The organism is Psychrobacter sp. KFRI-CH2-11 (genome assembly GCF_038239325.1).
Classification (GTDB): Bacteria; Pseudomonadota; Gammaproteobacteria; order Pseudomonadales; family Moraxellaceae; genus Psychrobacter; species Psychrobacter celer.
Map to the genome: position 1 here is coordinate 994,487 of NZ_CP151283.1, position 19,295 is coordinate 1,013,781.

A 19,295-nucleotide genomic window follows, 5' to 3' on the forward strand; every position below is an offset into this window, starting at 1 on the left:
TATTTTATCTACTGGATAACTGATAAAATAGCAGATATTCTGTGTCTACTCTATGGCCTATAGCGTTCGATAGGTCTTGGCCACCCTTATTTTTAGTATCTAAGCGTTATCCCCTTCATAACAAGAGAACCGTCATTATGTTCCAACTTCATCATAAACTTGCAGCCGACAGTTTTTTGGTGGGAGATTTCCCATTATCGACCTGCCGTTTAATCAATGATTGTCAGTTTCCTTGGTTGATATTGGTGCCACGTGTCTCTGGTATCAAAGAATTGTATGAGCTGTCTGAGGCCGACCAAGCGCAGTTTTTGCGTGAGTCGAGCTGGTTGTCCAGCCAACTTGCCAAGACTTTTCAGGCTGACAAGATGAACGTGGCTGCGCTGGGCAATCAGGTGCCGCAGCTTCATTTTCATCATATCGTTCGTTATCAAAACGATATGCAGTGGCCCAACCCAGTGTGGGGCGTCCCTGCTGTACCTTACACCAAAGAGGTGCTGGCGCAGATGCAGCAAACCTTGATGATGGCGCTGCGTGGTCATCATCAAATGCCGTTTGATTGGCGGATGCAGTAGGTCTTTTAGCAATAAGCCTTTGGTAATAAACGGTTAAATACGCATAGTCATGAGCGTCGTCTGTAAGCATAGCTCTCTGTGTTAATGAGTTTATTGTACGGCTTTACGAAAAATATTTTACATTTGTCTGTCAGTCATTATATTAGAGTGTAAGTTGGCTAAATGGATATAGCCAGCTTGTCAGATCGGTGTCTTTGCTGCGTCACATCAGAGTAGATGCGGTGCGGTACAAATTGCTGAGCCATTCAATTTTAAATCAAGATTGTTTGATTTAAGATTTCACTCTATGTTAAGGACAACAAATGGCTACTTCCTCTATCTCACCACCCTCGTCACGACGACCTACTATGTTGTTTCTCTCGATTTGTACCGCATTGCTGGGTATGACAGCCTGTGAAACAGACTCTACTGAGCCTACCGTCATGTCGCCCGCGGCGACACAAACCATCACGACTGATGCTGACCCATCTAACCGCTCTATTACGTCGAACTTTAGCGCCAGCGCTGTTGCTGAATCGGTCGCGCACCGTTACCTTGTCGGTACTGGTAAAGCCGACATCACAGGAGCTGCAGCCGAAACGGGCATGTTTGGCTATGCTGCAGGTCAGGTGGTGCAGGGTATCAATGATCGTCTATATTCTCATGCTTTTATTGTCGGCGAAGCGGATAGCAATGCAGGCAACCGAGTTGTCTATGTCTCAGCGGATATGGGCGCGATGTTTACCGCGGTCAAGCTTGAGGTCATCAAACGCTTGCAAGCAGATTTTGGCGACTTATATAACGACGATAACGTGATGCTTGCCGCCACGCATACTCACGTGGGAAATGCTGGCTATTCGCATCAGCAGCTGTATCAAATCGCCAGCACGGACGACACACTAGCGGGCTATAGTCAGCAAAACTTCAACGCTATCGTCGGCGGAATTGTCACTTCGATCAAACGCGCTCATGAGTCATTGACGCCAGGGACGTTGTCTGTGGCACAAGGTAAGTTAAAAGGAGCGACTGTTAACCGCTCACAGATTGCGTATAACAACAATGTCGATGCGCAAGAGTTTGATAGTAATGTCAATGAGACCATGACTCAGCTGCGCCTAGATGCTACCGATGGCACACCGATGGGACTGATTAATTGGTTTGCCCTGCACCCGACCAGCTTTAGCAATCAGTTTATGCATCTTAGCGCGGACAACAAGGGCTATGCTCAGCTTGGTGCCGAAAAGCTGTTTAATAACAACGCGGACAGACCTTTTGTCGCGGCCTTTGCCAATGCTGATGAAGGGGACGTATTGGCGGCAGGCGGTAATGCCAACTCAAAACCCGGCTTTCAGGGTAGTGATGACGAATGGGAAAACGTCCGACGCGATGGGCAACTGCAGCTTGATAAGGCTGCTGAACTATGGCATCAAGGTGCCCCTGTCGCGGGGCCGGTGGATGTCCGCGCACGCTGGGTTGATCTAAAAGGCTATCAGGTCGAGAGCAGGTTCACCAGTGGTGCGGGTGACAAAGTCTTATGTACGCCTGCCCGAGGTTATTCTTTTGCTGCAGGCGGCGAAAACGGGCCATCAAATATCCCTGGCATATACGAAGGCATGACGCGCGCGAGCTTTCGGATCAATGATGATATCAATAAAGTCGATCAGTCGCTTTTGGCCAGTTTGACACGCGGCGCCTTTGGTATCGTCTCAACTGTCAATCAAGACGACTGTCAGGCAGAAAAACAAGTGCTATTGCCAACTGGCAAGTGGGGCTGGATAAATACTGAGCAGCCTGTCCAGCTCATGCGTATCGGCAATATCGCTATTGTGGCTATTCCTGGCGAGCCGACCACCATGGCGGGGCGGCGGATACGAGCCGCTGTACTCGCCCAGCTAAAAGACGCAGGGGTCGATACCGTCATTGTCAATGGCTTGGCCAATAACTATAGCGGCTATTTGAGTACACGTGAGGAGTTTGCCGCCCAGCATTATGAAGGTGCCTCTACGGAGTATGGCCCTTATCAAACGGCGGCGTATATACAGGAGTATAGCCAGTTAGCCGAAGCGCTACGCACCGGTACAGACGTGCCTGACAGTGCCGCACCACCTGATCGCTCACATAAGTCGTTTCATGAGCGTACAGGCGTGGTATTCGATGACAAACCCATACATCAACGTTGGGGGCAAGTGCTCACGCAGCCAAACCCTAGTTACCAAAGCGGGGAGGTCGCTACGGCGGTATTTCGCGCAGCGCACCCCAAAAACAACCTACGTACTGAAGACAGCTTTCTTAAGGTGCAGCGTTACCAAGATGGTCAATGGGTGGACTATCTAAGCGACCGTGACTTTGAGACCACCTACACGTGGCAGCGAGAAGGGGCGGCCTATAGCAAAGCGATTATCGATTGGCGCATCCGTGCCGATACGCCAGCAGGGACATATCGACTAACCCATGCTGGCGACTGGAAGAGCGGCTGGACAGGCAAAATTAAGCCTTATTCTGGCGCCTCAAGCAGCTTTAGGGTGCAGTAAGACAGCCTAGTATCAAGTAAGGCTATAAACTTGCTCATGATGGCTTGCTTATTAAGTGACCAACGGTAGGGTTTTGCGTATCAGTAACGTATGTTTTATAAAAATGAAAACGTATAATAGTCTTTTAGCTTGCCTTATACCAAATCTAAAGTGTCATTGGTGCTGGCGAGTTGCGGTAGTCGGCTAAGGGTTTGTCTGCCTGTTGCTTGGGTTTGGAAAATAGTATGCTCATAACGAAATTAACTGTTACTGTGCTATCTTCCTTCTCCTAATATTTATCGATTGTCTGCTTTATTAAGCGAACACTTCATATGCCTCTTTTAGATACGTTGAGACCGAAATTTCCATCACAGACGAATGGTATCTGTCGATTCGACTATCCAGAAGTGTTTGTCTTGATCCTAACGGTTGTGCTTCTTGCCCTGCATTTTGACTTTAGTGCCACCTCGATGGCACTGCTGATCGTCGTTAGCCTGCCAAGCTTGCTGATTTTGATATATAACTATCGCCGTCAGACCAGTTTTTGGACCTCCAATATCGTCATTATTTTGCTGTCTGCAGTCATAGGCTCGATACAGCTGTGCACGGTCATGTCGATCAGTCTGGCAGCTTTGATTGCATTACGTATTATTATTAGTAGTCCTGAAAACCAAATTAGACTGGTCATTGTCTCGATAGTGACTGTGATTGTTTTTTATTATGTCAGCGTGATTTTAAACAGCACGCAGATGGACTGCCATGACAGTTGGCTGCCGCCAGTGGTGCTACTGTCCAGTATGGCGGTGATGCTGTGTCAGTTTCGCTATGTGTATCAAAAGTACATGGGTCACCAACAGCGTGCGCAGCAAGCGGTAGGGCGTTTGGGTACCATGGTTTCAGTCATCAATAAGTTGACCCGTTTTGTGCCACCGCAGATTTGGGAGCCAATTGTAAAAACAGATGCGCCCGTTAGTGTGTCAAACAAACGTGCCAAGCTGACGATTATGTTTTCGGACATTGTGGGTTTTACAGAGCTGTCTGATAGTTTAAGCTCGGACAATCTGGCAGATATTTTAAATACCTATATGCACTGCATGACGGTCATCGCCAATAAGCATGGCGCTGTGCTTGATAAGTTCGTCGGCGATGGGATGGTGTGTTTTTTTGGAGAGCCTAGCAGTCAAGGCGCGCGTCAAGATGCGCTTGACTGTGTGGCAATGGCACTAGACATGCGCCGTGAGATGCGTACCCTGAGGCATAAGTGGCGGCTAATGGGTTTTGCAGGGCTGTATATACGCGTTGGTATCACGACAGGCTATTGCCATGTCGGCAACTTCGGTAGCAATAATCGCTTGAGCTATACATTGATTGGCAAAGAGGCCAATCTCGCGGCGCGGCTGGAGAGTAGCGCAGGCAAAGATGAGATACTGGTCAGCGAAAGTACTTATGATTATGTTTGTCACAATTATGAGTGTCAGCATGCAGGTGCGTTTCAGCTCAAAGGCTTCGACGAAAAAGTCAATGCTTGGCAAGTCCTCGATCCTGATGCCAATAAAGGTCAGCTATCAAAATGGGTGGACCATACGTTACCAGGATTTAATTTGCATCTAAACTTCAAAGACATGAAAGATCAAGACTATCAAGACATCCGAGAACGTCTAAACCTCGCTCTCGAGCGTATCAAACAAGAGCAAGAAAAGGTAGCAAATACTATTGCAGCAGAGAGCCAGCGTCACAACGATTAATAGCGAATCTTTTACTGATTTGACATCTGTATGACCATATTTAATATGCCAGCACATTCGTGAGCAGACAAAAACGCCAACCATGATATGCAGTCATCGTTGGCGTTTTATGATGGCTTTGACTATATGTTATTAGTAGTATGTTATCAGTGGTTTTCTTTAGCATGGTTGAGCGTGTATTTGGGAATCTCGATGGTCAAGTCGTCGTCTTCGAGCATCACCTGACAAGACAAACGTGAGTCTGGCTCCAGACCCCAAGCACGGTCTAAAAGGTCTGCTTCGATATCGTCCATCTCATCTAAGCTATTAAATCCTTTACGCACCACCACATGACAGGTAGTACAGGCTTTTGACATCTCACACGCGTGTTCTATCTTAATGCCTTTTTCTAGTAGGGCTTTGCATAGGTTCTGGCCAGCTTCTAGCTCGACTTCAGTGCCTTCGGGGCAAATCTCATGATGAGGTAATACGGTAATCTTTGGCATAAATTATCTATCCGGTGCTAATCAATTAAAAAATAAAAACTCAAAAATATATCAGGTCTGTTACAGGTCATCACATCTATCATGGCTAAGCCGTATATAGATAGACTCTATACGCGCTTTTACCAATCTTGAGCGCTGGTACCTGCCATGCTAGCCTTGACGCTTTGATTCATAATGCGAGCAGCAAATGCATCGCTATGTGGTTTGAGCTTGGCTTGTTCGGCTTCAATGAGAGTCAAGTCATCGGTGTTTAGTGCCGTTTGTAGCGCTTGTATTTGCTGTGTTAGAGCTTGCTGCTCATCAGGGGTCAGTAGGGCTGCAAACTCTTGCAACGCAGACTGTAGCGCCAACACTTCGCGTTCTGCCTCTACTTTTGTCTCAATCAAAGAGCGAGCGTTTTTGTCCGCTTCTGCATGCTCAAACCCTGCCATCAGTAGCTGCTCTTTTTGCTCATCAGACAAGCCATAAGAGGGTACAATCTCGATTTTGCTTTCGGTCTTAGTCGTGGTTTCTTGCGCGCTGACTGTCAGCTGTCCATTGGCATCAATGCTAAAGGTGACCTCGATACGGGCAAAGCCTGCTTTCATCGGTGGGATGCCATATAATTCAAAACGTCCAAGCGAACGGCAGTTTTCGACAGTTTCGCGCTCGCCTTGAACCACATGAATCACCATGCCTGTCTGACCGTCCTGATAGGTGGTAAATACTTGGCGTTTTTTGACAGGGATAGGGGTGTTACGGGGAATCAGCACCTCAACCAAGCCGCCCATAGTCTCAAGGCCGAGTGACAAAGGAGTGACATCTAATAATAAAAGTGTATTGTCACTATCACCATTGACCAGTTGGTGCGCGGTTTGTGCAGCCCCTAGGGCAACGACTTCATCTGGGTTTAAGCGGCAAAGCGGCTGCTTGCCAAAAAACGTGGTCACCACTTGTTGCACAGCTGGCATACGGGTTGAGCCGCCCACCAAAATGACTTCATCTAAATCGTCAATAGATAGCTTGGCATCGCGTAATACCTGCTCGCAGACGCTAAGCGTACGGCGATTGACAGGCTCAGCAATGGTCAGCAAATCGTCACGGTGCAAGGTGCCTTGATAAGAGTGGCCGTTGACCGTAATGTCGATAGCGACCTGCTCGGCGTCCGTCAAAGCTTGCTTATACGCTTTGGCTTGCTGGGCAAGAATTGACTTGTCATGCCGACTGACGTCTTTTGGATCGATACCTAATTGTTTGATCAACCAGTTGGTCAGCAAGCGGTCGATATCATCACCGCCTAGTGCACTGTTGCCGCCAGTTGCTAAGACTTCAAAAACCCCATCGGTGAGCTTTAAGATAGACACATCAAAGGTACCACCGCCCAAGTCATAAATTAAGTAATGGCTTTGCGTGTTATCTTGATTGGGCTTATCAAGGCCGTAGGCGACAGCGGCAGCCGTGGGCTCATTTAACAAACGTAGCACATTGATACCAGCAGCTTGTGCAGCATCTTTGGTTGCTTGGCGCTGCGCCTCATCAAAATAAGCGGGAACAGTGATCACCGCCCCTTCGATGCTGTCGGCAGGTAATGCGCTTGCGGCGCGCTGCTCGAGGGCGGCTAGGATACGTGCTGAGACTTCAACAGGGGATACCTTACCTTGGGCAGTGACAAAAGCTGGCATGTCGTCTGCATTGCCGCTTAACTCATAAGGATGAGAGAATTTAATATCTGCTTGACTACGACCCATAAAGCGCTTGGCGGATACGATGGTGTTTTTTGGGTCATCGGCCAAATGCGCTAGGGCATCATACCCTACCATGGGTTTGCCAGTGCTGGGGTAGTAGACGACAGAGGGCAGCAACGTATCGTTGTCAGCGCCTGCCTCTAAGACTTGCGATTTGCCTGAGCGTACGACTGCGACCAGTGAGCGTGTGGTGCCAAGGTCGATACCTAGACCAAAACGATGCTGATGAGGTTGGGCACTTTGATTGGGTTCGGCAATTTGCAATAAAGACATAAAATCACTCAAAGATAAAATAAATAAAGGAAATGGCGCAATTATGATGACGAATGATGATAAATATCAATCTTTAAATCTACATATTGAAGGTATGTTTATCTAGACACCCTAAACATATAAATCATCGTCATCAGAGTGCTCAGCACTGGCGACTTCATCGAGACCAGTCGTCACATCGGCATTGAGTTTTACCAAAAACTTAAGCTTTTGGGTGGCATCAATCGCGGTCTGCCAGTCTTGCTTTTGATAGGCGCTGCTAAAGCGCTCAGACTGTTTGCTCAGACGAGTGGTAATCTGGGGTTGTAGCTGCGCAAGCGTTGTCCGATCCTTATCTTCGATCGCTTCATCTAGATCGATACGCATCTGCATGGCGTCTTCTAAAAAATCTAAATCGGCAATTGAGTGCTCAAGATTATGAGCCTGACTTGCCATCTCTAATAGGTAGCCGGCGCGGCTATCAGGAGCCTTTAAGGTTTGGTATGCTTGATTTATCAGCGCTGAAGCTTGCTCTGATTGCTGCTTGGCCTCCGTCACACTCCCCACGTCTTTTGTGCTATCTACCATCAGATTATCAGGATGATAGCGTTTTTGTAGTAGACGTAACTGCTGATCCAGACGAGCCTGATCAATCTCAAACTGAGCGGGCTGCTCAAATAGAGCAAAAAAATTATCAAACTGTGCTTCTGCGGTGATGTCTGTCATATCATACGCCTTGCTTTTATTTATTATAAAGTATCTGAAATACCAGCGCTTATCATATCCAGTGTGCTATCAAGCGCCAGATTGGGTGATGTATAGCCTACCAACTGAATAAGAAAAATGTTCAAGACAATATTTTTTATCAAAATACATCATGCTTAAAGGCCAGTACGGCTTCAGTCATAACGATGGCCAACGGATAGGGGCGGGCAATCTTAAACAGTAAACGACTCACCGCAACCACATTCACCTTTTTGGTTGGGGTTGGTGAACTTAAAGCCTTCATTTAAGCCTTCTTTTTCATAATCCATCAATAAGCCGTCTAAATAGACCAAGCTTTTCGGATCGATAAAGATGCTCACACCGCGGCTTTCGTAGCGTGTGTCATTGTCATCAGGTGTATCTACAAACTCTAAGACATAGGCCAAGCCTGAACAGCCTGCGGTGCGAATACCCACACGGATACCTTCGCCTTTGCCGCGATTGTCCAAAAACTCTCGAACATGCTGAGCGGCGCGTTCTGTCATTTCAATCATGCCAACTCCCATTGACTATCAATAATAAAGATATCTTTCAATATGATGTCATCGACCATAAAATCAATGACGGTTATTCATAACAACTGTTAATAGTAGCTATCAATAACGAATATGAGACTGGCAGCCAACCTAGTGTATCTACCAGATTTATGTGTTTGCGCCAGTTATAAAATAAAAGGTGACAATTACAGTAGCGTTATTGTCACCTTTATGGCGTCAGTAGCAATCGATTAGAGCACTACTAACGCCTTGCTGATAAAACAGTGCATACGCCAATAAGCTTAGCTGGTCGCTTCTTCAGCGGTACCATGCTTGCCTTTATAGTCGCTAATAGCGGCTTTGATGGCGTCTTCTGCGAGTACAGAGCAATGCACTTTTACAGGTGGCAAAGCCAACTCTTCAGCGATGTCCATATTTTTAATCTCGCCAGCTTGGTCCAAGCTTTTGCCTTTTAGCCACTCGGTGACAAGTGAGCTTGAGGCAATCGCTGAGCCGCAGCCATACGTTTTAAAACGTGCATCTTCGATGATACCGGCGTCATCTACTTGAATCTGTAGGCGCATCACGTCGCCACACGCTGGGGCACCGACCATACCTGTACCAACGTTTTTGGCATTTTTGTCAAGATTGCCGACGTTGCGTGGGTTTTCGTAATGATCAATAACTTGGTCACTATAGGCCATGGGGTTTTCTCCTAGTTAGGGGATGAGCGATAGATTGTTTACTACGTATCCGTCGCTCATCGATAATTGGGGTCAAACGCTTACTGTAATTGTCTGATCAATCGTTTTATAAATATTTAAAACAAAGCGCATAAAGGCGATTTGTTTGGTAAATGTTAGTGCTCAGCCCATTCTACTGAATCTAAATCCACACCTTCTTGATACATATCCCAAAGTGGTGATAGGGCGCGCAGTTTCTCAACCGCTTCGTGCATTTGTTTGATGACACGGTCGATGTCTTCTTCGGTGGTATAACGGCCAAAGCTGAAGCGGATTGAGCTGTGAGCCAGCTCATCTGGACGACCAATAGCACGTAATACATATGATGGCTCAAGCGTCGCAGACGTACAGGCCGAGCCTGATGAAACAGCTAAGTCTTTTAGCGACATCATCAATGACTCGCCTTCTACAAAGTTAAAACTGATATTGACGATATTAGGCACGCTATTGTCTAAATCACCGTTTAGGTAGATCTCTTCGATGTCTTGCAGGCCATCCCATAGTTTTTGGCGGAGTTTGGCAACGTGAGCATGATCTTCTTCAAAGCGCTCATTGGCTAGAGCAAATGCCGCTCCTAGACCTACGATTTGATGCGTCGGTAATGTACCTGAGCGCATACCACGCTCATGACCACCGCCATGCTGCTCAGCTTTTAGGCGAATGCGCGGCTTACGGCGGACAAACAATGCGCCGATACCTTTAGGGCCATAGGCTTTGTGTCCTGAGAAACTCATCAAATCGATTTTCATTTCTTCAAGATTGATTTTTACTTTACCGACAGACTGCGCGCCATCGACGTGGAAAATCACGCCAGCGTCACGAGTGATTTCACCAATCGCTGCGACATCGGTGATGGTACCAAGCTCATTGTTTACCATCATCAGTGATACCAAAATCGTATCGTCACGTAATGCATCTTTTACTTGCTCTGGCAAAATAAGACCCGTACCGGCTTGTGGCTCTAAGTAAGTAATCTCAAAACCTTCTTGCTCAAGCTCACGGCAGGTATCTAAAACCGCTTTGTGCTCAATTTTACTGGTGATGATGTGCTTGCCGCGCGATTGATAAAAATGCGCCGCACCTTTGATGGCGAGGTTGTCAGATTCAGTCGCACCAGAGGTAAAGACGATTTCACGCGGATCAGCGTTGATGACTTCAGCCACTTGCTGACGCGCGGTTTCTACGGCTTCTTCTGCTTGCCAGCCGTAGCCGTGCGAGCGCGAGGCTGGGTTACCAAAGATGCCATCTACAGTCAGATACTCGCTCATCTTGGCAGCTACTGATTTAGCAACTGGCGTGGTGGCGGCATAATCTAAATATATAAGGTTGTTATGTTGGCTCATGCTGGGTTTGCCTCGCTGTTCGATAGGGTAATGGTATTAATGTCTTTTATAGAAACTTCTTTGGTGGAGGTGTGCTGTCGCTCTGAGACGGACTGCACATTTTCCATATCTAATAATTGCGCTAATGTTATGTTTTTCAAGTACTGCTCGATATGATTGGACAATGCACACCATAGATCATGGGTTAAGCACATTGTACCACCTTGGCAGTCGCCGCGTCCTTCACACTGCATCGCATTAACCGACTCATCGACCGCAGATATGATGCTCATCACATCTATCTCGTTTAGCGGTTTGGCTAAGTAATAACCACCAGCGGCACCGCGTATACTGGTGACAAGCCCACGTTTGCGTAGTTTGGAAAATAACTGTTCGAGATAAGAGATAGATATTGATTGCCGTTTAGCGATATCAGATAAAGATACCGCACTGTCCTGTTGGCTGGTTTGTAGCGCCAAATCTAGCAACGCGGTCACGGCGTATCTGCCTCGAGTAGTCAAACGCATGTGTTATCTCCAAACTTATATATCATTTTTATTTAACAACGATCTTAGTAAGAGACTCTCTACCAAAGCAAAAGATAAAAAAGGCAAAACCTCTGCCATGCTCAAATAAAAGTCATCTGCTAAGTGGTGTCTTATCGTCGTTAAACAACAGATGGTCAACCCGATGTGTGCAACGATTAAGCCAATTATACTTAATCCTGAGTAATTTAGTCAAGATTAAAGTGTGGTTGAATGGTTAATCAAGCTGATGGCTATGATTGATAAAAACAATGATGCATAAAAGCAATGATGAATAAACATCGAGAGTAAAAACAAATGAGCAGTAAAGATATAGTCGATGCACTATAAAACAAACCCAGTGTTATAGGTATAAATGCCGTAAAGTCTCAAAAGTAAGCAGCACGTCAGATAAGTTGATAGCAATCGCATGCGGACATTGCTGCATTTTTTTGGTTTTGGATTAACGATACTTGATAAAAGGCAAGGTAGGAGAAGGTAGGGTGACAGCAATAGATATCTAGGCTGTGCTTTTGATATCGCACCCTACTGTTTGATGACTGGTCAGTAGCCTGTTAAAGACGCCACCATAGAGCGACTAATAGACTTCTCAATGATACCTGTCGATTTTATTGCTTCGTTTAGTGGACTCGTTTAATTTATTAATAACGCGATAATCGCGCCAATCATGACAAGCAGGGCGACGACAGTCACAATTGTCAGTGTTTTTTGTTTGCTTTGTAGCTCTTTGACCGTGGTTTCAAGCTCGCGGTTTTTGATGGTTAAGGTGTTGATTTGCGTTTGCTGCTCTTTGATACGCAGTTTGTAGTTTTCTTTTTTTTCTGCCATCTCCGCTTCAGTGGGCTTAGATTTGCCTTTACCACCTTTGAACTTTTTCACCAGTCCTTGGATGAGGCTGCCTAGACCCAATTGCATGATAAATTGCTTGACCAACTGTACTTGCACTGACTCCCCGCGCATTTGTAGCTTTTCAGTGCTTTCGCTGTCGTGAGTGGTGATGGCGTTGATGACTTGGATACTATAGGCATTGATGACGACATCAGGCTCGCTACGGCCTATCGGCAATTGCGCGTCTAATAACACACCTTTGGTGCTAAAGGTGGCAAAAACTTCTACATGGGGGAGGTACAAGCGCAGCGCGACGACAGTACCTTGTTTGGCTAAAGGATAAGCTGCTTTACGTAATTCAGGATCTAGGCGTAACAGTAAGGTCAATGCTGACTCGATGAACACCAAAAAGATATTGAGAAAAGAGTGAGATAACGTAGAACGCTTCATGTAGATAATCCGTGGTTATTTTAGTAACGTGTCGTAAAATGAGGATTTGATCAATAAAAAACAACTTAAAAATCAAGATACACCCAAAATATGCGATTATATTTTGCTTATAGTAACGTCTTTATAATAAAAAGTAACGCAAGTTTCTGACTCTTAGTACCCTTTATGTCAAGTGTATTGATAAGTCGATATTTTTTGTGCTATTTTCGGCTTTGGCTGCCTGTTGTCTTAGAGCCAGTAGTGGCTTGTTGATGACTCATTAGTATTTTTAAGCTAAGGATAGGTTCAAATACTATAATGAGAGCAATTTACTGGACAAAACACTGGGTAGTCAAGCTGCCTAAGGTAAAGTAGTGAATTGATAAAAAATTGCAGGGGTTTTGCGTAACATTGAGTGTCAAATACGTAGTAAGCGGCACAAAAATATGTAAAATCGCTTGCGCTCCTTATGCGGCCTTGATATAAAGACGATAACAAAGCGAAACCTGTTAATACGCAAGTCAGGTAGTTTTTATTGCTTAAGTGCTATGAGAGCGTTACAATACCTGGCGTGAGCGTGTATTATCCCCCTTAAACTTGAAGGAAATTTTATGAATAAGTCAGAATTGATTGATAGCATCGCAGAAAAAAGTGGTCTGAACAAAACCCAAGCTGGCGATGCACTAAACGCTGTTATGGAAAGTGTTGGTGAAGCTTTAGAAGCTGGCGACAGCATCTCTTTGGTTGGTTTTGGTACTTTTAGCGTAAAAGACCGCAAAGCACGTACTGGCCGTAACCCTAAGACTGGTGAAGAGCTAAACATCCCAGCAAGCAAAGTACCAAGCTTTAAAGCTGGTAAAAACTTAAAAGAGCGCTTAAACTAAGCCTTTATTAAGATAGTATTTTTTAAGACTATATAAGGTATAGACCACTATAAAACTACGGCCACCTATTAGGCAGAGACTAAAATTGGATACAAGATACGTATAAATGCAGTGTCTGTAGGCCGTAAAAAGATAGAAGGTCGCTCATGGATTTGCTTATTATTTAAGTCATGAGCCAAATAGTAAAAAGCACCTAATATTTAGGTGCTTTTTTTATTGCGATAGTTTGTATCAGACATCATGAATATTTTGAGTCTGTCTCAAAAATCACGTATCATAGGGCGCGCTGTAGATGCATTGTCTAAATCAAGATTGATTGATATCTCTTGGTTTTGCACCAAAACGCACACGCCCTTACTCATACCATTGCCGGCTTAGATAGCATCGTTACTACAGCGTCGATAGGCATCATATTACAATGGTTTTTCATCAACATAGGTTAATAAAGCAGAGATAACTATGGATAAATTGCGCGATTTTTTAAAAAGCTGGCCAGGTCGCATTTTATTGATTTTATGCCTGTCACCGCTTGCATTATTGGGTGTCGAAAGCTACTTTGGCGGTAGTGTCGACCCAAACCAAGTCGCTCAGGTAGGTGAGGCAAGCGTGGGGCTGTCTGAGTATCAAGCTGCGGTAAATAACCGTCGTACCGAAATTTTAGAGCAAGTTGATGATGCCAGCCTATTAAATGAGGATGTGCTACACGAGCAGGTGCTAAAAGGCCTTATAGATCGCACATTGTTAGAGCAGCAGGCAGGTAAGCTTGGAATGACGGTCTCTGATGACACCATCAACCGTTTGCTGCGTCAAGAAGAAGTATTTAAGGATGCGGACGGCAATTTTTCTAATGAGCAGTTTGCAAACTTTTTGCGCCAGCGCGGTATGACAAAAAACCAGCTGTTTGCTGAGTTTCGCAATCAGTTAAGCCTCGATCAGCTCAATGCCAGTATCGTCGGCACTGCGATTTATCCGATGCAAGCGGTCAGTCAATTGATTGATTTGCAAATGGAGTCGCGCAATATCTGGCTCCATCGGTTTAATTGGCAAGACTATGCCGATCAAGTCGAGGTCAGCAAAAGCGACATTCAAGCTTATTATGATGCCAATAAAGACACACTAAAAAGTGCCGCGATGGTGGATTTGGCTTATATTCAACTAGACCCGCAAGCCATTCAGGTTGATGAGGTCACTAAAGCGGATCTGCAGCAGCAATATGAAGCGTATAAGCAAAGCCAAGCGGTGGTAGACGAGCGTAGAATCAGCCAAATACTTCTCACAGGTGACAACGCCAAGGCGCGTGCCGAAAAAATTCAGGCACGTTTAGACAAAGGTGAGTCGTTTGCCGCGCTTGCCAAAGCCGAGTCCGATAATCCGTCAGGAGAGACTGGCGGCGATATCGGTCGTCTGAATACCTCGGTATTTGGTAGCGATGCTGCTGCGGTCGAAAAAGCGCTTGAGGGCCTAAGTGTTGGGGATGTCACCGCACCTATCAAAACCAGCTTTGGCTATCAGATATTTATGGTGACTGAAGATAATGGTAGCAAGGTGCCAAGTCTGGATAGCATGCGCGATGAGCTAACGGCGAAAGCAAAAGAGTACAAGCGTCAAGAGATTTATGCCGATAAAGTCACGGCCATTAATGATTTGGCGGCCGATGGTTTTAGTATCGAAGATATTGCTCAGCAAGAAAACGTCCCACTAAAACGCATCAAAGACTACCGTAAAGAAAACAACCAATCGGTTTTGTCACAGCCAGCTGTGCTCAAACAAGCCTTTGATGAATTTACCATTCAAGATCAGGCAGTAACTGCAGGTATCGAAGTAGGTAACAGCAAGGTGTGGGTACAACCGAGCAATTATCGTCCTACTAAAACCTTGTCTTTGTCAGCGGCGACGCCAAAAATCACGCAGATACTACGTCGCCAAAAAGCCACAGCATTGGCCCTAAAAGAAGCCAAAGCCATTGCTGCTGGTATCAAAACGCCAGCAGATATCAGCAAGCAGCCTGTAACACTGCAAGCGCTCGGTCAGATCAATCGTCAAACGACACAATTGACCGAAAAAGAGCGTGGTATGGCCTTTAGCCAGCAAGCTGATGATAACGCTGTGGTAGCTATTGCAAGCGAGACGGAAGTGGGTGCCAGCTTGTTGGTCGGTGACCGTATCAAAACGGAGCAGCAATCACCATTGTCTGATATACAAAGAGCGCAAACGGCAGCTATTATTCGTGATAATTTAGGCCAAGATCAACTGCAAGATTACTTAGAGCATCTGCGGATGGTGTATCAGGTTGAGATTAACGACACCAATATGGCCAGCGCGCAAGGTCGTTAAATACAGATCGTTAAATATCGATAATTGAGTTATCTTAGATGGCTCTAAATAACGATAGCCGCTTGAACATAAAGACGTAAAAAAGCCACTGTATCAAGGACAGTGGCTTTTTTTTGACCTGTAATTTAGCAATCAAAGCCGACGCGTCTCATGCGCGCCGGCTCAGTTACAAAAGACTATATAAGACTAGTGGCGGAAGTGACGCATACCTGTGAACACCATGGCGATGCCATGCTCATTGGCCGCTGCGATGGTTTCGTCATCGCGCATCGAGCCACCCGGCTGAATGATAGCAGAGATGCCGACATCTGCTGCATTATCGATGCCATCACGGAATGGGAAGAAAGCATCTGAGGCCATAACGGCGCCTTCGGTGGCAAGTCCTGCGTGTTCAGCTTTGATGGCGGCGATACGGGCTGAGTTGACACGGCTCATTTGACCGGCGCCAACACCGATGGTGCGCTGAGCTTTGGCATAGACGATGGCGTTTGATTTGACATATTTTGCAACGTTCCAGCTAAATAGCAAGTCTGCAATTTGCGCCTCTGTTGGCTGTACATCGGTGACAATTTTTAGATCATTGGCAGTGATTAAGCCAAGGTCTTGTTCTTGTACGAGTAGGCCACCATTGACGCGCTTATAGTCAAGCTGAGCGTCGCGTTGGTCTGGTGCTGGCAGCTCGCCGCATACCAAGACGCGGACATTTTTCTTGCTGGCTGTGATGTCGAGGACGCCCTCTTCGATACTTGGTGCGATGATGACTTCGACGAACTGATTATCAATGATGGCTTTAGCCGCGGCTAGCGTCAAGGGACGGTTAAAGGCAATGATGCCACCAAAAGAAGACTCAGGGTCGGTACTAAAGGCCGTTTGGTATGCAGCAACTTGGTCTTGATCCACAGCCACGCCGCAAGGGTTGGCGTGTTTGACGATCACACAAGCAGGCGCACTAAAGGCTTTGACACACTCAAGCGCGGCATCTGTATCGGCGATGTTGTTGTACGATAGTGCTTTGCCTTGCAACTGTGTGGCGGTCGCGATAGAGGCTTGTTGGCTCTTTAATGGGTGGTTTTCGACATAAAAAGCGGCGTTTTGATGCGGGTTTTCACCATAACGCAAGTCTTGTGCTTTTTCGAGCTGCACGTTAAAGGTACGTGGGAAGTTCTCTGGCTCTTGCGTGGCGCTGAGGCGGCTCCCCAAGAAGTTGGCAATCATACCGTCATACTGTGCGGTATGCTCAAAAGCTTTGACCGCTAAGTCATAACGCAGCGCCGAAGTCAGCTCAGTGCTGTCGCCGAGAGCGGTAAGGACGCGCTCATAGTCAGCAGGGTCCGTGACGATACCGACATGGGCATGGTTTTTTGCTGCTGCCCGTACCATAGTAGGGCCACCGATATCGATGTTTTCGATAGCATCAGCCATGGTCACATCGGCGCGCGCGATGGTTTGCGCAAATGGATATAAGTTTACCACCACCAGATCAATACGCTCGATTTGATGGTCACTCATGACGCCATCATCAGTCCCGCGGCGACCTAAGATACCGCCATGGATTTTAGGATGTAGTGTCTTGACGCGGCCGTCCATCATCTCAGGAAAGCCAGTATAGTCTGATACCTCGGTTACAGCGACGCCATTTTCGGTGAGTAGCCGATACGTACCGCCAGTAGATAACAAACCAAAGCCTGCCTTGATGAGACCTTGAGCAAATTCAACGATATTGGATTTATCAGAGACTGATAATAAGGCGAGTGGGGTTGTACTCATAAAAAAACTTCCATAAAAAAAGCCCGACATCAACGTCTGGCAAGGTGATAACGACAATGGTGGCAGATAACCTCAAAAAAACTGAGATCATCACCGCTCAATTGCCCTGCATAATGATTGTCAATCAAAATAGATAGGCGCATATAGCTGGTGCTACATTAAGTCATAAGTTTTGAGTTTTTTGCGTAGTGTACCGCGATTTAGCCCGAGGATTTGGGCGCATTTGGTTTGATTGCCGCGCGTTTGTTCGAGGACGACCGACAGTAGCGGTTCTTCAACTTGTCTTAAGATCAGCTCGTATAAGTCGGTTGGCACCTCATCACCTAACAAGGCAAAGTACTGGCGCACCACACGCTCAACATGTACACGCAGCGGCTCATGAGCAGTGTGGGTATGGGGTTTGGAGTAGTCGGCAGGATGCTCAGAGCTGGTAGCAAAATGGTGGGCATTATGCTGTGCATGAGGTGCCATAAGATAAAGTCCTTGGGTTAGAGAAAATCAAACCATCAGATATCAGGGTATTATATCAAATTAATGGCCTTTGGCACTGATAGATTCGAGGTTATATCCGATATCCAACCATCGAGTGCCTAGTCATCAAATACATGACCATCAAATCGTTCAATGAAGCGTTATTTTTTGTAGTATCTGTCGGCATAGGCAAAACATACCCTAACCATTTGACAAACACAGGCCTTAATACAAAGGCGTTATCTGAACGTCGCGAATCTGAGTATTGGCCACAGGGATGGTAAATAATAACTGCTGCTGACTATTGGCGGCGAGTTGTTTTTGTTTGCCTAGTAAGTAATCTGCTGGCGCGGCGATAAACTCACCAATCGTATTATCTTTGCCGTACACGCTGACCTTGACGCTCGGATAGAGCTGCGCTTTGGTGCTTTGATTGTAAAGGGCGGCGCTGACATCGCTAAACGCGCCTGTGGTGTTGATGCGGCTTTTTTGGTGAGTAATATGACTAATGCTCAATGCTGTTAAGTCCGCACTAGGCAAGCTACAAACGGCAACAGAGCAGATGCGGTGTAGGCGCTCGGCATGAGCAGGGTTTTTGACCAAGGTGTCTATATTAAAGATGACATATTGCGCCAATAAGAGCAGCGCCAATACCAAGCAACCAAGGGTCCATAATAATGATGCCACTGAGCGCCGCGCAGGCGTTGGTGAAAACCTTGCTTGCGCCTCTTTTATACGGGCGTTTTGGCTTTTTTCTTCGTCACTAAACGGCACGCCCATTTTTTGTAAGATTTGTGATAGGTCGGTGTTGTCTGGTGTTTTGTGTGTGTTTTGGCTTTCTTCTTTCAACAACGCCTCAAGCCAAGCATTGTCCGCATTGTCATCGACATTGGCATGAATATCATTGGCGGCGGCAGAGCTTAGCGCTGCTTGTGCCGATGAGTCCGGGCTTGTCTGCGCTGCAGATGGCTGCTGGTTTGAGGCATGGGTGAGATGACTCGCCTGTGTTAGCCATGCATCCATACTGTCGAGCGAATCGTACTCTAATAAGTCGGTTTCTGACTCCCCTATATCCATGTCATCATGAATCAGCTCATCGTGGATGAGGTCGTCATCAATCAGGTCATCATGAATCAAATCGTCGTGAATAAGCTCATTGTGAGCGGCGGCTTTGTTTGATGTAGAAGTGGCGGTATGGGCTGCAGCGTGAGGGCTGGGGGTAGTGTCGGCGGTGACGATGAGGTGCTGATTGACTAAGAAGCTCTGATGACACTGCTCGCAGTTGACAGTGGCGTTTACTTTGTTTAATTGGGTTTGTTGTACTTTAGAGTAAGCATGACAATGGGGGCACTGAGTTTTTATGGGCGTGGTCATAGGGTCGAGTCCAAAAAATTATGGTGATCAATACCGCTTTTCCACTCACCAACAGCTGCCTATGGGGTATATACTGCGCATTAACAAAAT

Annotated in this window: 16 protein-coding genes; 5 read left to right on the forward strand and 11 right to left on the reverse strand. The window is 46.3% G+C overall.

Annotated elements, in window-relative coordinates; genetic code table 11:
- The first annotated feature begins 137 nt into the window (after positions 1-137).
- The 3 genes from AADH33_RS04140 (at position 138) to AADH33_RS04150 (ending at position 4,806) form a co-directional block, all read left to right on the forward strand.
- Positions 138-572 carry an HIT family protein gene (locus tag AADH33_RS04140; protein WP_348549652.1) on the forward strand — a complete coding sequence of 145 codons (435 nt, stop codon included), beginning with the start codon at positions 138-140 and terminating at the stop codon, positions 570-572.
- Positions 573-874: 302 nt separating this feature from the next.
- Complete coding sequence (locus tag AADH33_RS04145; protein WP_348549653.1) at positions 875-3,082, forward strand: neutral/alkaline non-lysosomal ceramidase N-terminal domain-containing protein; 2,208 nt, start codon at positions 875-877, stop codon at positions 3,080-3,082.
- 311 nt (positions 3,083-3,393) lie between these two features.
- Positions 3,394-4,806 (forward strand): adenylate/guanylate cyclase domain-containing protein, encoded by a 1,413-nt coding sequence (locus tag AADH33_RS04150; protein WP_348549654.1) that lies wholly within the window; start codon positions 3,394-3,396, stop codon positions 4,804-4,806.
- Positions 4,807-4,952: 146 nt separating this feature from the next.
- Here AADH33_RS04150 and fdx read toward each other — a convergent pair whose 3' ends face one another.
- From fdx to AADH33_RS04190, 8 genes are all read right to left on the reverse strand, one after another.
- A complete protein-coding gene (fdx, locus tag AADH33_RS04155; RefSeq protein ID WP_075100710.1) occupies positions 4,953-5,291 on the reverse strand; it encodes an ISC system 2Fe-2S type ferredoxin in 339 nt (112 codons plus the stop codon).
- Between the two features lie 119 nt (positions 5,292-5,410).
- Positions 5,411-7,288 (reverse strand): Fe-S protein assembly chaperone HscA, encoded by a 1,878-nt coding sequence (gene hscA / locus AADH33_RS04160; protein ID WP_348549655.1) that lies wholly within the window; start codon positions 7,286-7,288, stop codon positions 5,411-5,413.
- 111 nt (positions 7,289-7,399) lie between these two features.
- Positions 7,400-7,993 carry a Fe-S protein assembly co-chaperone HscB gene (gene hscB, locus AADH33_RS04165; protein WP_348549656.1) on the reverse strand — a complete coding sequence of 198 codons (594 nt, stop codon included), beginning with the start codon at positions 7,991-7,993 and terminating at the stop codon, positions 7,400-7,402.
- A 212-nt stretch (positions 7,994-8,205) separates the two neighbouring features.
- On the reverse strand, positions 8,206-8,526 hold the full coding sequence (gene iscA, locus AADH33_RS04170) for an iron-sulfur cluster assembly protein IscA (protein ID WP_075100713.1): 321 nt from the start codon (positions 8,524-8,526) through the stop codon (positions 8,206-8,208).
- Between the two features lie 284 nt (positions 8,527-8,810).
- Complete coding sequence (iscU, locus tag AADH33_RS04175) at positions 8,811-9,212, reverse strand: Fe-S cluster assembly scaffold IscU (RefSeq protein ID WP_075100714.1); 402 nt, start codon at positions 9,210-9,212, stop codon at positions 8,811-8,813.
- Positions 9,213-9,367: 155 nt separating this feature from the next.
- The gene (locus AADH33_RS04180; RefSeq protein WP_207968896.1) at positions 9,368-10,594 is read right to left on the reverse strand and encodes an IscS subfamily cysteine desulfurase; all 1,227 of its coding nucleotides are present in this window, start codon (positions 10,592-10,594) and stop codon (positions 9,368-9,370) included.
- A complete protein-coding gene (locus tag AADH33_RS04185) occupies positions 10,591-11,100 on the reverse strand; it encodes an Rrf2 family transcriptional regulator (RefSeq protein WP_207968895.1) in 510 nt (169 codons plus the stop codon). The genes AADH33_RS04180 and AADH33_RS04185 overlap by 4 nt, the downstream gene beginning before the upstream one ends.
- Before the next feature lie 651 nt (positions 11,101-11,751).
- Positions 11,752-12,396, reverse strand: a complete 645-nt coding sequence (locus AADH33_RS04190) for a hypothetical protein (protein ID WP_075100717.1) — start codon at positions 12,394-12,396, stop codon at positions 11,752-11,754.
- A 590-nt stretch (positions 12,397-12,986) separates the two neighbouring features.
- On the opposite strand from AADH33_RS04190, the gene AADH33_RS04195 reads away from it, so the two are divergent.
- Together AADH33_RS04195 and AADH33_RS04200 are read left to right on the forward strand one after the other, a co-directional pair.
- Positions 12,987-13,259, forward strand: coding sequence for an HU family DNA-binding protein (locus AADH33_RS04195; RefSeq protein ID WP_075100718.1), 273 nt, complete (start codon positions 12,987-12,989; stop codon positions 13,257-13,259).
- Positions 13,260-13,718: 459 nt separating this feature from the next.
- Positions 13,719-15,593, forward strand: a complete 1,875-nt coding sequence (locus AADH33_RS04200) for a SurA N-terminal domain-containing protein (protein WP_348549657.1) — start codon at positions 13,719-13,721, stop codon at positions 15,591-15,593.
- A 186-nt stretch (positions 15,594-15,779) separates the two neighbouring features.
- Here AADH33_RS04200 and purH read toward each other — a convergent pair whose 3' ends face one another.
- The 3 genes from purH to AADH33_RS04215 form a co-directional block, all read right to left on the reverse strand.
- Positions 15,780-17,360: a bifunctional phosphoribosylaminoimidazolecarboxamide formyltransferase/IMP cyclohydrolase gene (gene purH / locus AADH33_RS04205; protein WP_348549658.1), complete on the reverse strand. Its 1,581-nt coding sequence runs from the start codon at positions 17,358-17,360 to the stop codon at positions 15,780-15,782.
- Between the two features lie 153 nt (positions 17,361-17,513).
- Entirely contained in the window at positions 17,514-17,831 is a 318-nt protein-coding gene (gene fis / locus AADH33_RS04210) for a DNA-binding transcriptional regulator Fis (protein WP_075102652.1), read from the reverse strand.
- Positions 17,832-18,056: 225 nt separating this feature from the next.
- On the reverse strand, positions 18,057-19,205 hold the full coding sequence (locus AADH33_RS04215; protein WP_348549659.1) for a DUF3426 domain-containing protein: 1,149 nt from the start codon (positions 19,203-19,205) through the stop codon (positions 18,057-18,059).
- Positions 19,206-19,295: the final 90 nt, after the last annotated feature.

Bases quoted from the DNA above. Each gene is read 5' to 3' on its own strand.
- AADH33_RS04140 (WP_348549652.1), top strand. From the start codon at position 138: ATGTTCCAACTTCATCATAAACTTGCAGCCGACAGTTTTTTGGTGGGA.
- AADH33_RS04145 (WP_348549653.1), top strand. From the start codon at position 875: ATGGCTACTTCCTCTATCTCACCACCCTCGTCACGACGACCTACTATG.
- AADH33_RS04150 (WP_348549654.1), top strand. From the start codon at position 3,394: ATGCCTCTTTTAGATACGTTGAGACCGAAATTTCCATCACAGACGAAT.
- fdx (WP_075100710.1), bottom strand. From the start codon at position 5,291: ATGCCAAAGATTACCGTATTACCTCATCATGAGATTTGCCCCGAAGGC.
- hscA (WP_348549655.1), bottom strand. From the start codon at position 7,288: ATGTCTTTATTGCAAATTGCCGAACCCAATCAAAGTGCCCAACCTCAT.
- hscB (WP_348549656.1), bottom strand. From the start codon at position 7,993: ATGACAGACATCACCGCAGAAGCACAGTTTGATAATTTTTTTGCTCTA.
- iscA (WP_075100713.1), bottom strand. From the start codon at position 8,526: ATGATTGAAATGACAGAACGCGCCGCTCAGCATGTTCGAGAGTTTTTG.
- iscU (WP_075100714.1), bottom strand. From the start codon at position 9,212: ATGGCCTATAGTGACCAAGTTATTGATCATTACGAAAACCCACGCAAC.
- AADH33_RS04180 (WP_207968896.1), bottom strand. From the start codon at position 10,594: ATGAGCCAACATAACAACCTTATATATTTAGATTATGCCGCCACCACG.
- AADH33_RS04185 (WP_207968895.1), bottom strand. From the start codon at position 11,100: ATGCGTTTGACTACTCGAGGCAGATACGCCGTGACCGCGTTGCTAGAT.
- AADH33_RS04190 (WP_075100717.1), bottom strand. From the start codon at position 12,396: ATGAAGCGTTCTACGTTATCTCACTCTTTTCTCAATATCTTTTTGGTG.
- AADH33_RS04195 (WP_075100718.1), top strand. From the start codon at position 12,987: ATGAATAAGTCAGAATTGATTGATAGCATCGCAGAAAAAAGTGGTCTG.
- AADH33_RS04200 (WP_348549657.1), top strand. From the start codon at position 13,719: ATGGATAAATTGCGCGATTTTTTAAAAAGCTGGCCAGGTCGCATTTTA.
- purH (WP_348549658.1), bottom strand. From the start codon at position 17,360: ATGAGTACAACCCCACTCGCCTTATTATCAGTCTCTGATAAATCCAAT.
- fis (WP_075102652.1), bottom strand. From the start codon at position 17,831: ATGGCACCTCATGCACAGCATAATGCCCACCATTTTGCTACCAGCTCT.
- AADH33_RS04215 (WP_348549659.1), bottom strand. From the start codon at position 19,205: ATGACCACGCCCATAAAAACTCAGTGCCCCCATTGTCATGCTTACTCT.